We start from the raw sequence: 14,338 nt of genomic DNA, 5'->3' as shown, positions 1-14,338 counted from the left end.
GTCAGTGGCGAGGGGACGCCGGGGGTCAGCGCACCTGAGCGCTGATGACCGACATCACGGCGGTGTCGGCGAGGGTCGTCGTGTCGCCGACCTCGCGGCCCTCGGCGACGTCGCGCAGCAGGCGCCGCATGATCTTGCCCGAGCGGGTCTTGGGCAGCTCGTCGACGACGTACACGTCGCGCGGTCGCGCGATCGGGCCGATCTGCTCGCCGACCCACTGCCGCAGCAACTGCGCGAGGCCCTCGGGTGCATGCTCGGCGAGGTAGCTCTGCTTGATGATGACGAACGCCGCCACGGCCTGACCGGTCGTCTCGTCGGCCGCCCCGACGACGGCGGCCTCGGCAACGGCCTCGTTGCCCACGAGGGCCGACTCGATCTCGGTCGTCGACAGGCGGTGGCCGGACACGTTCATGACGTCGTCGACGCGTCCGAGCAGCCACACGTCACCGTCGTCGTCGAGACGCGCCCCGTCGCCGGCGAAATAGTAGCCCTGGTCCTGGAACTTCGACCAGTACGTCTCGACGAATCGGTCGGGGTCGCCCCAGATGCCGCGCAGCATGCTCGGCCAGGGTTCGGTGACCACGAGCAGTCCGCCGTTGCCGTTGCCGACGTGCGAGCCGTCCTCGTCGACGACGTCGATCGAGATGCCGGGGATCGGCACTTGCGCCGACCCCGGCTTGGTCTCGGTGATGCCCGGCAGCGCCGAGATCATCGTCGCGCCCGTCTCGGTCTGCCACCACGTGTCGATGATGGGCGCCGCCTTGCCTCCGATGACCTTGCGGTACCACATCCACGCCTCGGGGTTGATGGGTTCGCCGACCGAGCCGAGCAGGCGGATCGACGAGAGGTCGTACTTCTTGGGCACGGAGCGCCCGATCTTCATGAACGAGCGGATGGCCGTGGGAGCGGTGTAGAAGATCGTGACGCCGTACTTCTCGATGATCTCCCACCACCGGCCGGGGTGCGGCGTGTCGGGCGTGCCTTCGTAGAGCACCTGTGTCGCGCCGTTGGCGAGCGGCCCGTACGTCACGTACGTGTGACCGGTGACCCAGCCGATGTCGGCGGTGCACCAGAACACATCGGTCTCGGGGTGGATGTCGTGCACGACCTTGTTGGTGAAGGCGGCCTGCGTGAGGTAGCCGCCCGACGTGTGCAGGATGCCCTTGGGCTTTCCGGTCGTGCCCGAGGTGTACAGGATGAACAGAGGGTTCTCGGACGGGAAGCCCTGAGCCTCGTGCTCGGCCGGAGCCTGCGGCACGACGTCGTGCCACCACAGGTCGCGGCCCTCGGTCCAGTCCACGTCGTTCTCGCCGCGGCGCACGACGAGGACGTGCTCGACGGTCTCCTGCACGCCCGACCCGTTGCGGTCGGCGAGGGCCTGGTCGACGGCGGGCTTGAGCGGCGAGACCTTGCCCTTGCGATATCCGCCGTCGGCGGTGATGACGAGCTTGGCGCCCGCGTCGTCGATGCGCGAGCGCAGGCTGTCGGCCGAGAACCCGCCGAAGACGACGGAGTGGATCGCGCCGATCCGCGCGACGGCGAGCATCGCGGCGATCGCCTCGGGGATCATCGGCAGGTAGATGGCGACGCGATCGCCCGCGCCGACGCCGAGGTCGCCGAGCACGTTCGCGAGGCGCTTGACCTCGTCGGTGAGCTCCGCATACGTCACGGTGCGGGAATCGCCCGGCTCGCCCTCCCAGTGCAGTGCGACGCGGTCGCCGTTGCCGGCCTCGACGTGCCGGTCGAGGCAGTTGTACGCGACATTCAGCTCACCGTCGTCGAACCACTTCGCGAACGGCGGGTTCGACCAGTCGAGCACGTCGGTGAACGGCTTGTGCCAGTGCAGTTCGCGCGCCCGTGCCGCCCAGAAGGCGTCGCGGTCGGCGGCGGCCTCGTCGTACAGCGACCGTGTCGCGACGGCGTCGGCGGCGAACGCCTCGGAGGGGGCGAATCGGCGCGTCTCGTTCAGCAGGTGGTCGATCTGGCTGCCCGTGGTGATGTCGCTCATCGGTCGCGCTCCTTTGCTGCGGTGGGGGTCGTTCCGGACACCGGTGACCTCGACGAGGCAATCTACCGGCGGTGCTGCGGACCCACTACCTCCGATAGTGGGTGGCGGACACGACCGATATATCACTCTGAATACTTCTCCAGGTGTTGGGTGCGGCCCGACGCGTCGCTTATGCTCGGGACCGGCCGAACATTCGATTCTGGCATTCGACACCGCACATCCCCCGACGAGCGGTGTCTGGGGTGGCGGCATCCCATTCCCCCCATGGGATGCCGCCACTCCGTCTCTCCGGCTCCTCCACAGACGTGGGAGCCGGTGAGACTGTCCACGGATGCCGCCACCACGGGCCGCGGCGCCGCTCCGCGCTCGTAGCGTCGATGCATGCCGCAGGCCTTCGTCGTCCAGCCGCGATCGCACGTCGCGGTCGACGACGGAGCACGCGAGCGGCCGGTCGCCCGGCGTGCCGCGGCACGGGCGCAGCATCCCGTTCTCGCTCCTTTCGCGCCGTACCTCGACGATCCGGATGTGACCGACCTGTTCGTCAACGGTGCGGCGGGGCTCTTCGTCGACCGGGGCGACGGCCCCGTCGCGGTGGGCGGTTGGCGCGCCGCCGAAGAAGACGTGCGCGAACTCGCCGTCTCTCTCATCGGCCTCGGGGGCCGCCACATCGACGACGCGACGCCGTGCGTCGACGTGCGGCTCGGTGACGGCCTGCGGGTGCACGCCGTCCTGCCGCCCGTGGCCGAAGGCACGACGATCTCGATCCGGGTGCCGCGCGTCGAGGATCCGACCCTGCCGTCGCTCGAAGCGCGCGGCATGTTCGACGCCGTGGGCCGTGCGCTGCTCGAGTCGCTCGTCACACGGCGCGAGAACGTGCTCGTGACGGGGGCCGCGGGCGCCGGCAAGACGACGCTCCTCGCCGCGCTGCTGGCCGGTGCCCCGGCGACCGAGCGCATCGTCACGGTCGAAGACGTCGCCGAGCTGCGCTTCGCGCATCCGCACCACGTGCGGCTCGAGGCACGGCAGCCCAATCTCGAGGGCGCCGGCGGTGTCGACCTCGCACGTCTCGTGCGCGAAGCGCTGCGGATGCGCCCCGACCGACTCGTCGTGGGGGAGTGCCGCGGGGCCGAAGTGCGCGAGCTGCTGTCGGCGCTCAACACGGGCCACGACGGCGGAGCGGGCACGCTCCACGCGAACAGCCTGGCCGACGTGCCTGCCCGTCTCGAAGCGCTCGGCGCTCTGGCGGGCCTGGGCGATGAGGCGCTGGCGCGTCAAGTGGCCAGCGCCATCGGCGTCGTGCTGCACGTGACGCGCCGCGCCGACGGCACGAGAGTGCTCGCGGGGGCGGGGCGCCCCGTCGTCGCCGACGGACGTCTCGCGATCACGATGATGGAGCTGACGTGAAGGGCGCGGATGCCGCGGCGGTCGCCGACACGGTGCTGCGGCTCGCCGTGCTGCTGCAGGCCGGCGTCGCCCCCGCCCGCGCGTGGGGCCATCTCGCCGAGGCGGGCGACCCGCACGCGCTGTCGGTCCATCGTGCGCTCGAGCACGCCGCGTCGCCGGCGGCGGCGATCGCGGCGGCGGGCGAGACGCCGCCCGAGCCGCGTCGGCGGTTTGCTCGGCGGCATCCGTCCGCGTCCGGGGCGGCACGCGCGTGGCGAGACGTCGCTGCGGCGTGGACCATCGCGACGACGGTCGGAGCGCCGCTGGCCGAGACCCTGCGCGGGCTCGCGGTGGCGTTGCGCGATGCGCAGGAGGCCGCCGACGACGTGCGCGTCGCGCTGGCCGAGCCCACCGGCACGGCGAAGCTCATGGCCTGGTTGCCGCTCGTCGCCGTCGTGCTCGGCGTCGCCCTCGGGTTCGACACCGTCGCGACGCTCGCGACGAACCCGTTCGGTATCGGATGCCTCGTCGCGGGCGTCGTCCTGATGGTGATCGCCCACCGCTGGAGCGGGGCACTCGTTCGGGCGGCCGGCGGGGCGGACGGCATTCCCGGGCTCGACGCCGATCTGCTCGCGATCGCGCTGAGCGGCGGCGTCTCGATCGAGCGGGGGCGCCGGCTCGTCGAGCGCGCGTCGGGCGAGCCGACGGCGGCGACGACCGAGGGCATCCTCGCGCTGTCCGCGTCGGCGGGTGTTCCCGCCGTCGAGCTCCTGCGGGCGTCCGCGGCGCTCGCACGGCATCGCGCGCGGGTCGAGGGGCGCCTGCGCTCGGCTCGGCTGTCGATGCGGCTGCTGCTCCCGCTCGGCGTCTGCACCCTGCCCGCCTTCCTTCTGCTCGGCGTCGCGCCGATGCTCCTGAGCGTCGGCTCGGCGCTGCCGCTCAGTCTCTGATCGTGCCCACCGTCCGCCTCGAGAAAGCAGAGTCGTCATGACCTCCACCCGAATCGCCCGTCCGCCCCGCCTCACTCGCCGTCGTGCCGCGCGGCTCTTCGCCGACGACACGGGCGCGGCGACCGCGGAGTATGCGATCGCGACGATGGCCGCTGTCGCGTTCGCGGGACTGCTCGTCGTCATCATGCGCAGCGACGAAGTCCGCGGCATCCTGACCGATCTCGTGCGACGTGCGCTGACCGTGGCATGAGGGCGCGCGCGATCCGTGACGACACGGGCGCGGTCGCGGCCGAGTTCGCCGTCGCGCTTCCGGCGATCGTGCTCGTGCTGCTGCTCGCGGCGGGCGCCCTGGGTGCCGCGTCGCGGCACGTGCGACTGCAGGATGCCGCCGCCGACGCCGCGCGGATCCTCGCGCGCGGCGACCCCGCCTCGCGCGCGACTTCGGCCGTCGCGTCGGCGGTGCCGGGTGCGGGGGTCGCCGTGCACGAGGACGGTGATGTCGTCTGCGTCACGGCGACGGCGCCCGCCCTGCTCGCCCTCACGCTGACGGCGACGGGCTGCGCCCTGGCGGGCGGTCGCTGATGGCGGCGGTCCCCGCCGTCGTCGGGGTCGTCGCGGCCGTCGCGTTGCTCGCGACGGGGCTCGCCGCGGCCGGGGGAGCTGCGGTGTTCGGGCAGCGCCTGGCGGGTGCGGCGGATGCCGCGGCGCTCGCGGCTGCGGATGCGGCATCCGGTGCTGCGGCGGGCGTTCCGTGCGAACGGGCCGCACAGCTCGCGGCTCTCGGCGGCGCGATGCTGGCGACGTGCGATGTCGACGGGCTCATCGCGACGGTGTCGGTCACGGGGCGCTTCGGCGTGTTCACCGGCACCGCCGCGGCGCGCGCGGGGCCTCCTTCCCAGAGCCCGTGACGCGCGGCTCCCAGCGTGCACTGGGTATTGCGGCGTGTATGGTGTGCGACGTAGAAAGGACGGCTGCATTGGCACAAGGCAAGAAGCTCGTCATCGTCGAGTCCCCGACCAAGATGCGGTCGATCCAGGGATACCTCGGCGACGATTATGAGGTGCTCAGCTCGGTAGGGCACATCCGCGACCTGGCGGATCGCAAAGCCATTCCGGCCGAGCTCAAGAAGACGTCGGTCGGCAAGTACTCGATCGACATCGAGAACGGGTTCACCCCTTTCTATGTGGAGTCCGAGCGCGGCAAGAAGACCGTCGCCGAACTCAAGCGCGCTCTGAAGGGCGCCGACGAGCTCCTGCTCGCCACCGATGAGGACCGCGAAGGCGAAGCCATCGCGTGGCATCTGCTCGAGACGCTCAAGCCCAAGGTTCCCGTCAAGCGCATGGTCTTCCACGAGATCACGAAAGATGCCATCCGCGCAGCCGTCGACAACACCCGCGAACTCGATGTCGCGCTCGTCGACGCGCAGGAGACGCGCCGTATCCTCGACCGCCTCTACGGCTGGGATGTCTCCGACGTCACCCGTCGCAAGGTCGGCCAGGGAACCTCGGCCGGCCGGGTCCAGTCCGCCGCGACGCGTCTGGTCGTCGACCGGGAGCGCGAGCGCATGGCGTTCATCTCGGCCTCGTACTGGGACCTCGAGGCGCTCGCCGCCATCAACGAGCCGCAGGGGGCGTCGTTCACGACGCGTCTGGCCCGCCTCGGTGGTGCGGCGCTGGCGCGCGGCACCGACTTCGACGACCGGGGTGAGCTGAAGAAGGCCGTCGTCGTCCTCGACGAGGCCCGCGCCCGTTCGCTCGCCGAAGCCGTGGCCGCTGTGGGTGCGGCATCCGTGTCGAACCTCGAAGCCAAGCCGGGAACGCGCAGCCCCAAGCCCCCCTTCACGACCTCGACGATGCAGCAGGAAGCCGGTCGCAAGCTCTCGATGAGCGCGAAGCACGCCATGAGCGTCGCGCAGCGCCTGTACGAAAAGGGCTTCATCACCTATATGCGCACCGACTCGACGGCGCTCGGCGCGCAGGCCGTGCAGGCTGCGCGCGCGCAGGCCGTCGCCCTGTATGGCGAGAAGGCCGTGCCGCTGAACCCGCGCGTCTACCGCAGCAAGAGCAAGAACGCGCAGGAGGCGCACGAGGCGATCCGTCCCTCGGGCGATGACTTCCGCACGCCGTCGTCGGTGTCCGCGCAGCTCGATCGCGATGAGCAACGCCTGTACGACCTCATCTGGAAGCGCACGATGGCCAGCCAGATGGCTGACGCGAAGTACGAGACGACGACCGTGACGCTCACGGTCGACGCCGCGGGCGAGCAGGCCGAGTTCACGGCGTCGGGCACCGTCTACACGTTCAAGGGCTTCCTCGAGGCGTATGAAGAGGGGCGCGACGAGAAGCGCGCCGACGCCCACAAGGCCGACGACCAATCGCTGCCCGTCATGGCGGTCGGTGACACGCTGCGGCTGAAGGACGTCGAGCCCAAGGGCCACGCGACGAGCCCCAAGCCGCGCTACACCGAGGCGAGCCTCGTCAAGGCGCTCGAAGAGAAGGGCATCGGTCGCCCCTCGACGTTCGCGAGCATCATCGATGTCATCCTCGACCGCGGCTACGTCACCAAGCGCGGCCAGGCTCTCGTGCCCAGCTGGCTCGCGTTCAGCATCGTGCGTCTGCTCGAGCAGCACTTCGCCGACCTCGTCGACTACGACTTCACGGCGGCGCTCGAAGACGACCTCGACGCGATCGCGCGCGGTGAGCAGAAGCGGGCGGAGTGGCTGCACTCGTTCTACTTCGGCTCGGAGTCCCACACGGGCCTGCGCAAGATCATCGACAACCTCGGCGAGATCGACGCGCGTGAGCTGAATGCGACGAAGATCACGGATGCCGCAACCGTGCGGTTCGGCCGCTACGGGCCGTACCTCGATGTGATCGACCCCGAGAACCCCGAGGCCGATCCGCGCCGGGTCAACCTGCCCGACGACCTCGCCCCCGACGAGTTGACACCCGAGAAGGCGCAGGAGCTCATCGACGCTCCCGTCGCGGGCAACCGCGTGCTCGGCGAGAATCCCGAGAACGGCCGGCTCATCGTCGTCAAGGACGGCCGCTTCGGTCCGTACCTCGAAGAGGAGATCCCCGAGCCCGAGGTCGCCGTCGATGAGGCGACGGGCGAGGTCACGGCTCCGAAGAAGAAGACGACCAAGAAGGATGCCGCGCCCAAGCCGCGCCGCGCGTCGCTGTTCAAGTCGATGTCTCCCGAGACGATCGAGCTCGACACGGCGCTCCAGCTGCTCGCGCTGCCGCGCGTCGTCGGCACCGATCCCGAGTCGGGCGACGTCATCACGGCGCAGAACGGTCCGTACGGCCCGTACCTCAAGAAGGGCACCGACTCGCGCACGATCGACAGCGAGGAGCTCATCTTCGACATGACGCTCGAGCAGGCTCTGGCGATCTACGCGCAGCCGAAGTACGGTGCGCGTCGCGCCTCGAGCGCCCTCAAGGAGTTCGAGAACGATCCGGTCAGCGGCAAGCCGATCCGCATCCGCGACGGCCGGTTCGGCGCGTACGTCACCGACGGTGAGACGAACGTGACGATTCCGCGTGGTCAGATGCCCGACGACATCACGTACGAGATCGCGGTGCAGATGATCGCGGACAAGCGCGCGAAGGGCCCCGCGCCGAAGCGCAAGACGACGACGCGCAAGGCGCCGGCGAAGAAGAAGTGACCCTTCGGCAAGCTCAGGGACCGGGGGGCGAGGCTCCGGGACCGGGACCGGGACCGACCGCACGGGGCCTGTTCGTCACGCTCGAGGGCGGTGACGGCGTCGGCAAGACGACGCAGGCGGCGCTGCTGGAGGAATGGCTCGCGCAGCGCGGTCGCACCATCGTGCGCACACGCGAACCGGGCGGGACCGAGGTGGGCGTGCTCGTGCGCGACATCGTCCTGCACCACCGGGGCGAGATCGCGCCGCGCGCCGAGGCGCTGCTGTACGCCGCCGACCGCGCGCATCACATCGAGACGCTCGTTCGTCCCGCGCTGGATCGTGGCGACGTCGTCATCCAGGACCGCTACCTCGACTCGTCGGTCGCGTATCAGGGCGCCGGCAGGGTGCTCGGGCGCGACGAGGTGCGCGACCTTTCGCTGTGGGCGACGGGGGGTCTGCTGCCCGATCTCACGGTGCTGCTCGACCTCGATCCCGAGGTCGCCCGGGCGCGACTCGTCGCCGACGACAAGCCCTTCGATCGGCTCGAAGCCGAGAAGCACGCCTTCCACGCCCGCGTGCGCGAGGAGTTCCTCGCCCTCGCGGCGGCCGAACCCGAGCGCTTCCTCGTCGTCGATGCGGCTCTCGCCCCCGACGAGATCGCGCGGTTCGTCCGTGAGCGCGTCGAGGCGCTGCTCGCGTGAGCGTTGTCCGGACGAGTCCCGTCGGAACCCCCGGTTAGGCTGACTGCATGGATGCCACGGCGATCGCGACCGCCGCGAGCGATGTCCCCTGGGGTGCGGTGTGGGGCCAGGATGATGCCCTCGCGGCGCTGCGAGCGGCGGCATCCGATCCGGCCGACATGACCCACGCGTGGCTCATCACGGGTCCGCCGGGCTCGGGGCGTTCGACGCTCGCGTACGCCTTCGCGGCGGCGCTCATCGCCGAGCCGGGCGACGAGCAGGCCATGCGGCAGGTGCTTGCGGGAACGCATCCCGACCTGACGACGCTGCGCACCGAGGGCGTCATCATCTCGATCAAAGACGCCCGTGCGCTCGTCGAGCGCTCGTACTTCGCGCCGTCGCTCGGCCGGTATCGCGTCATCGTGATGGAGGATGCCGATCGGATGGCCGAGCGCACGTCGAACGTGCTGCTGAAGGCCCTCGAAGAGCCGCCCGAGCGCACCGTCTGGGTGCTGTGCGCGCCGAGCGATGCCGACCTGCTTCCCACGATCCGCTCGCGCGTGCGCACGCTGCGTCTGCGCGACCCCGACATCGCCGACGTCGCGCGGCTCATCGCCCAGCGCACGGGCGCCGACGCGGAGCTCGCCGAGCAGTCGGCACGCCACGCGCAACGGCACATCGGCATGGCGCAGCGTCTGGCGACGGATGCTGCCGCGCGCGAGCGGCGCGACGAGACGCTGCGGTCCGTGCTCGCGGTGCGCGGGGTCGGCGACGCCGTCGAGGTGGCCGGCCGCGTCGTGCAGCTCGCGACCGACGACGCCAAGGCGCTCACGGTCGAGCGCGACGAGGCCGAGCGCGAGGGGTTGCGACGCACGCTCGGCATCGCGCCGGGCGCGAGCGTGCCCCCGGCCGTGCGCGCGCAGCTGTCGGCGCTCGAGGACGAGCAGAAGCGCCGCGCGACGCGGAGCCTCCGCGACGGCATCGATCGGGTGCTCACCGATCTGCAGTCGCTCTTCCGCGACGTGCTCATGATCCAGTACGCGCGCACCGACGACCTCGTCAACCGTGAACTCGTCGACGACCTGCACGCGCTCGCCCGGGCGTGGTCGATCGAGCGGACGCTCGTCGTGCTCGACCGGATCTCCGAGACGCGCCGCAATCTCCAACAGAACGTCGCCCCCGCCCTCGCCCTCGAGAGCATGCTCGTGACCGTCGCGAGCGGAAGGACCCCGTGACCCGCACCGCCCCCGCCCGCCTCCGTCGAGCCCTGACCGTCGTCTCCGTCGTGGTCGCGGCATCCCTCGCTCTGTCGGGCTGTCTGTACAGCGCGATCCCCGAGCAGGGAGCCCGCCCCACGACGAGCCTGTCGCCGGACACGCAGGGCATCGCCCCCGAACTGCTGCCGTTCTATGAGCAGACGCTGACGTGGACCGACTGCGGCGGGGCGCTGGACTGCACGACGGTGACGGCGCCGCTGGACTGGCAGAACCCCGAGGCTGCCGAGATCGAGCTGTCCGTCATCCGCCAGCGTGCGACGGGCGGCGACGAGCCCCTCGGGTCGCTCCTGACGAATCCGGGCGGTCCCGGGGCGAGCGGTGTCGCGCTCGTGCGCGACGCGGTGTCCTACGCGGTCGGCAACGACCTGGCGGCGGCGTACGACGTCATCGGGTTCGACCCGCGCGGCGTGGGGGAGTCCACCGCCGTGACGTGCTTCGATGCGTCCGAGATGGACGAGTACCTGTTCGGCATCACGCCGGGCGCGCGCGGATCGGCCGAGTGGGAGGCAGCTCTGGCGCAGTCCAACGCGCGCTTCGCCGACGCGTGCGAGGCCAACAGCGACGGCATCCTCGAGTTCATCACGACCGACAATTCGGCGCGCGACATGGATCTGCTGCGCGCGGTCCTCGGCGATCGCACTCTCAACTACCTCGGCTATTCGTACGGCACGTTCCTCGGTGCGACGTACGCGAAGCTGTTCCCCGACCGGGTCGGGCGACTCGTGCTCGACGGAGCGATCGACCCGGCGGTGTCGGGTCTCGACGTCTCGACGACGCAGGCTCTCGGTTTCGAATCGGCGCTGCGGGCCTACATGGCCGACTGCCTGGAGGGCGGGGACTGCCCGTTCCGGGGGACGCTGGATGAGGCGATGACAGATCTCGGAACGCTGCTGGCGAGCGCCGACCGGCGGCCGATCGAGAACGCCGACGGTCGCATGCTCGGCGCGGATTCGCTCATGACGGCGATCATCGCCGCGCTGTACTCCGCCGATTCGTGGCCGTTCCTGACGCAGGCGCTCACGGCTGCGCTCGAGGGTGACGCGCAGACGGCGTTCCTGCTCGCGGACTTCTACTACAACCGCGAGGCCGGGGAGTATCTGGACAACCAGACCGAGGCGTTCTCGACGTACAACTGCATGGACTATCCCGATGACACGACCGAGGCCGAGGCGGACGCCTCGAAGGCCCGCATCGCGGCGGATGCACCGACCATCGCGCCGTACTGGTCGGGTCCGGACCCGTGCGCCACGTGGCCGTATGCCCCGACGGGCGTGCGCGAACCGATTGCGGCCGAGGGCGCCGCGCCCATCCTCGTGATCGGCACGACCAACGATCCGGCGACTCCGTACGAGTGGTCGGTGTCGCTGGCCGAGCAGCTGTCGTCGGGCGTACTCATCACGCGCGTCGGCGAGGGGCACACGGGCTTCAACAAGGGCAGCGCGTGCGTGGACGATGCCGTTCTGGCGTACTTCCTCGACGGCACGGTGCCGGCGTCCGACGTGCGCTGCGAGTAGTCAGCGCCGCAGCACGCGGCGCGCGAGGGCGTTGCCGAGGAACTGCACGCCCTGCACGATGACGACGATGACGACGACGGCGGCCCAGGTCACCCACGGGTTGAACTGGCGGAACCCGTTCACGATCGCGAACTGGCCGAGCCCGCCGGCGGCGACGACGCCCGCCATCGCGGTCATGTCGACCAGCGCGACGACGATGAACGTGTAGCCGAGGATGAGCGGGCCGAGCGCTTCGCGCGGCACGAGGCGGAAGAGGATGCGGGATCTGCTCGCGCCCGCGGCGCGTGCGGCCTCGATGACACCGGGGCGCACCGTGACGAGGTTCTGCTCGACGATGCGGCCGATCGCGAACATCGACGCGAGCGAGATCGCGAAGACGCCGAATTCGATGCCGATCCCGCGGATGCCCAGGCCGCGCGCGAGGGGCTGCACGGCGGCGAGCAGGATGATGAACGGGATCGGGCGGAATGTGTTCACGACGACGTTGAGCACGCCGAACACCGCCCGATTCGGGAAGAGGCTTCCCGCGCGCGTCGCGTACAGCGCGAGGCCCAGGAGGAGCCCCGCGATGCCGCCGAAGACGAGGCTCAGCGTCACCATGTAGAGCGTCTCGGCCGTCGCAGACCACAACTGCGGCAGCAGTTCGATGAGCCTATCCACGGACGTCCTCCTCGATCAGCGGTGCGAAGGCGGATGCCGCGGCGATCGCCCGTTCGACGGCGTCCTGTTCCCCCGTGAGGGTCAGGGTGAGGTGTCCGAACACGCGGCCCCTGATGTCGTTGATGCCGCCGTGGATGAGTTCGAAGCGCACGCCGTGCGCGGCCAGGGCGGCGAAGACGTCGGACTGCGTGACGTCGCCGTCGCGGATCGTGAACGTCACGATCCTGCCCGGGTGGCGCTGACGCAGCGTCTGCAACTGGTCTCCGCGGGGTACGTCGTCGATGATGCTCGACACGAAGCGTCGCGTGGCCGCGTGCTGCGGTGCCGACAGCACGTCGAAGACCTCGCCCTGTTCGATGATGCGCCCGCGTTCCATGACGATGACGCGGTCGGCGAGAGTGCGGATGACGTCCATCTCGTGCGTGATGACGAGGATCGTGACTCCGAGTTCGCGGTTGACCCGGCCGAGCAGGTCGAGCACTTCGGCCGTCGTGTCGGGGTCCAGCGCGCTGGTGGCTTCGTCAGCGAGCAGGATGCGCGGGCTCGTCGCGAGCGCTCGGGCGATGCCCACGCGCTGGCGCTGTCCGCCCGAGAGCTGCTCGGGGTGATTGCGCGCCTTGTCGGAGAGTCCGACGAAGTCGAGCATCTCGGCGACGCGCGCCGCGATCTCGCCCCGGGGACGGCGGGCGATCTCGAGCGGGTACGCCACGTTCCCGGCCACCGTGCGCGAGTCGAAGAGGTTGAACTGCTGGAAGATCATCCCGATGTCGCCGCGCAGGTCGCGCAGCTCCCGCTCGCGGAGGCGCGTGATGTCGCGTCCGTCGATCTCGACCGTGCCCGACGTCGGGGTCTCGAGGGCGTTCACGAGGCGCAGCACGGTGCTCTTGCCCGCGCCCGAGTAGCCGACGATTCCGCACACTTCGCCCGCCGCGATCTCGAGGTCTACACCGTCGACGGCGGCCACCGGCGGTGCGTTCTTGGCGGCGGCGGGAAAGGTCTTCGAGACCTGCGTGAGTCGGATGAGCGTCATGGGCTTTTCCTCGTGGACGGCGCGCGTGTGCGGCCCGTCCGAGAACGGGCCGCACACGCGGGAAGGTCACTGGTTGGCGCGGATGTCTTCCTCGACCGTGACGAGCGATTCGGCGAGGTCTGCGAGAGGCGTCTTCAGCAGCACGGCGGTGTTCCCCGATGCCTCCTGCACGCCGTCGAGGACCGCCTGGGTGTTCTGGTAGATCTCGACGAGCTTGAGGTAGGTCGGGTTGTCGACGTCGGCCGCGCGCGCCGCGAAGACGTTGACGTAGGGCAGGGCGTTCGGGTCGGCCGGGTCGTCCTGCGCGATCGCATCCGAGAACTGCAGCCCCGCGTCTTCGACGAAGTCGTTGTTCACGATCGCGGCGGCGACATCGGGGAGCGACGTGGGCGTGAGGGCGGCATCGAGTGCTTCGACGACGACCTTCGAGTCGGGCTCGACGTCGGCGACCGTCGAGAAGATCGACCCGCCGCCCTTGAGCTCGATGAGGCCGGCCGACTGCAGCACGAGCAGGCCGCGGGCCTGGTTGCTCTCGTCGTCGGGCACGATGACGGTCGAGCCCTCGGGGATGTCGGCGACGGAGTCGTACTGCGTCGAGTAGAGCCCGAGGGGATAGATCGCGGTCGCACCGATGGGCTGGAGGTCGTCGTCCGCGTTGACGTTGTAGGTGGCGAGATAGACGATGTGCTGGAACTGGTTGAGGTCCAGCTCACCGGCCGACAGGGCCGGGTTCGGCTGCGTGTACTCGGTGAAGTCGACGATCTCGACCTCGATGCCCTCCGCGGCGGCCGCTTCGGCGTATGTCTGCCAGTACGGGTCGCCGGCACCCACGACGCCGATGCGCACGACGCCGCCGTCCTCGGTGGCGGTGCCGGAGCCCGCGTCGGCGGTGTCGGACGTGCCGGATGCGCAGGCTGTGAGCAGCAGCGCGATCGGAAGGGCGAGTGCGGCCGCGGTGACGAATCTGTTGGACATGCGAGTGGCTCCTTGGTGTCAGGCGCCGCGGGGGCGTGCTGACCGCAAGCGCGGAGCCGTTACCGCGCTCGCCTCACCGCGGAACGCCTCCGACTGTACGTCCGCCGGGTCGCGGCATCCGATTCCGTCGTAACACGCCGTCATGCGGGCCGTGTCCGCGAGGAGCTCGACGACCCTGTAGGATTGTTGATCGTGCATCGCGTACGCGAAGCACG

At 70.5% G+C, this 14,338-nt stretch carries 13 protein-coding genes; 9 read left to right on the top strand and 4 right to left on the bottom strand.

Annotation, left to right across the window (positions count from 1 at the left end; all coding sequences use genetic code 11):
• Positions 1–25: 25 nt before the first annotated feature.
• Positions 26–2,008 (bottom strand): acetate--CoA ligase, encoded by a 1,983-nt coding sequence (gene acs / locus ACWIBS_RS02470; RefSeq protein ID WP_376128535.1) that lies wholly within the window; start codon positions 2,006–2,008, stop codon positions 26–28.
• A 381-nt stretch (positions 2,009–2,389) separates the two neighbouring features.
• On the opposite strand from acs, the gene ACWIBS_RS02465 reads away from it, so the two are divergent.
• From ACWIBS_RS02465 to ACWIBS_RS02425, 9 genes are all read left to right on the top strand, one after another.
• Positions 2,390–3,412: a TadA family conjugal transfer-associated ATPase gene (locus ACWIBS_RS02465; protein WP_376128537.1), complete on the top strand. Its 1,023-nt coding sequence runs from the start codon at positions 2,390–2,392 to the stop codon at positions 3,410–3,412.
• On the top strand, positions 3,409–4,341 hold the full coding sequence (locus ACWIBS_RS02460) for a type II secretion system F family protein (RefSeq protein ID WP_376128539.1): 933 nt from the start codon (positions 3,409–3,411) through the stop codon (positions 4,339–4,341). The genes ACWIBS_RS02465 and ACWIBS_RS02460 overlap by 4 nt, the downstream gene beginning before the upstream one ends.
• Positions 4,342–4,378: 37 nt before the next feature.
• The gene (locus ACWIBS_RS02455; protein ID WP_376128541.1) at positions 4,379–4,591 is read left to right on the top strand and encodes a DUF4244 domain-containing protein; all 213 of its coding nucleotides are present in this window, start codon (positions 4,379–4,381) and stop codon (positions 4,589–4,591) included.
• Positions 4,588–4,923, top strand: a complete 336-nt coding sequence (locus ACWIBS_RS02450) for a TadE family type IV pilus minor pilin (RefSeq protein ID WP_376128543.1) — start codon at positions 4,588–4,590, stop codon at positions 4,921–4,923. The genes ACWIBS_RS02455 and ACWIBS_RS02450 overlap by 4 nt, the downstream gene beginning before the upstream one ends.
• Positions 4,923–5,249, top strand: a complete 327-nt coding sequence (locus tag ACWIBS_RS02445; protein WP_376128545.1) for a helicase — start codon at positions 4,923–4,925, stop codon at positions 5,247–5,249. The genes ACWIBS_RS02450 and ACWIBS_RS02445 overlap by 1 nt, the downstream gene beginning before the upstream one ends.
• Before the next feature lie 68 nt (positions 5,250–5,317).
• The gene (gene topA, locus ACWIBS_RS02440; RefSeq protein ID WP_376128547.1) at positions 5,318–8,008 is read left to right on the top strand and encodes a type I DNA topoisomerase; all 2,691 of its coding nucleotides are present in this window, start codon (positions 5,318–5,320) and stop codon (positions 8,006–8,008) included.
• A 68-nt stretch (positions 8,009–8,076) separates the two neighbouring features.
• Complete coding sequence (gene tmk, locus ACWIBS_RS02435) at positions 8,077–8,688, top strand: dTMP kinase (protein ID WP_376128651.1); 612 nt, start codon at positions 8,077–8,079, stop codon at positions 8,686–8,688.
• A 47-nt stretch (positions 8,689–8,735) separates the two neighbouring features.
• Entirely contained in the window at positions 8,736–9,902 is a 1,167-nt protein-coding gene (locus tag ACWIBS_RS02430; RefSeq protein ID WP_376128549.1) for a DNA polymerase III subunit delta', read from the top strand.
• Positions 9,899–11,458, top strand: a complete 1,560-nt coding sequence (locus tag ACWIBS_RS02425; protein WP_376128551.1) for an alpha/beta hydrolase — start codon at positions 9,899–9,901, stop codon at positions 11,456–11,458. Before ACWIBS_RS02430 ends, ACWIBS_RS02425 begins: the two co-directional genes overlap by 4 nt.
• Here the strand turns inward: ACWIBS_RS02425 and ACWIBS_RS02420 are convergent, their stop codons facing one another.
• From ACWIBS_RS02420 to ACWIBS_RS02410, 3 genes are all read right to left on the bottom strand, one after another.
• Positions 11,459–12,118 carry a methionine ABC transporter permease gene (locus ACWIBS_RS02420; protein ID WP_376128553.1) on the bottom strand — a complete coding sequence of 220 codons (660 nt, stop codon included), beginning with the start codon at positions 12,116–12,118 and terminating at the stop codon, positions 11,459–11,461.
• Positions 12,111–13,148 (bottom strand): methionine ABC transporter ATP-binding protein, encoded by a 1,038-nt coding sequence (locus tag ACWIBS_RS02415; protein WP_376128555.1) that lies wholly within the window; start codon positions 13,146–13,148, stop codon positions 12,111–12,113. Before ACWIBS_RS02415 ends, ACWIBS_RS02420 begins: the two co-directional genes overlap by 8 nt.
• Positions 13,149–13,214: 66 nt before the next feature.
• A complete protein-coding gene (locus ACWIBS_RS02410) occupies positions 13,215–14,123 on the bottom strand; it encodes a MetQ/NlpA family ABC transporter substrate-binding protein (RefSeq protein ID WP_376128557.1) in 909 nt (302 codons plus the stop codon).
• Positions 14,124–14,338 lie beyond the last annotated feature (215 nt).

This window comes from Microbacterium sp. NPDC055442, assembly GCF_053644215.1.
Note: the sequence above shows the minus strand (reverse complement) of the source record. Positions and strands in the feature narration are given on the sequence as shown.

Excerpts from the sequence above, each read along its gene's own strand:
- acs (WP_376128535.1), bottom strand. The coding sequence starts at position 2,008 with ATGAGCGACATCACCACGGGCAGCCAGATCGACCACCTGCTGAACGAG.
- ACWIBS_RS02465 (WP_376128537.1), top strand. The coding sequence starts at position 2,390 with ATGCCGCAGGCCTTCGTCGTCCAGCCGCGATCGCACGTCGCGGTCGAC.
- ACWIBS_RS02455 (WP_376128541.1), top strand. The coding sequence starts at position 4,379 with ATGACCTCCACCCGAATCGCCCGTCCGCCCCGCCTCACTCGCCGTCGT.
- ACWIBS_RS02450 (WP_376128543.1), top strand. The coding sequence starts at position 4,588 with ATGAGGGCGCGCGCGATCCGTGACGACACGGGCGCGGTCGCGGCCGAG.
- ACWIBS_RS02445 (WP_376128545.1), top strand. The coding sequence starts at position 4,923 with ATGGCGGCGGTCCCCGCCGTCGTCGGGGTCGTCGCGGCCGTCGCGTTG.
- ACWIBS_RS02430 (WP_376128549.1), top strand. The coding sequence starts at position 8,736 with ATGGATGCCACGGCGATCGCGACCGCCGCGAGCGATGTCCCCTGGGGT.
- ACWIBS_RS02415 (WP_376128555.1), bottom strand. The coding sequence starts at position 13,148 with ATGACGCTCATCCGACTCACGCAGGTCTCGAAGACCTTTCCCGCCGCC.
- ACWIBS_RS02410 (WP_376128557.1), bottom strand. The coding sequence starts at position 14,123 with ATGTCCAACAGATTCGTCACCGCGGCCGCACTCGCCCTTCCGATCGCG.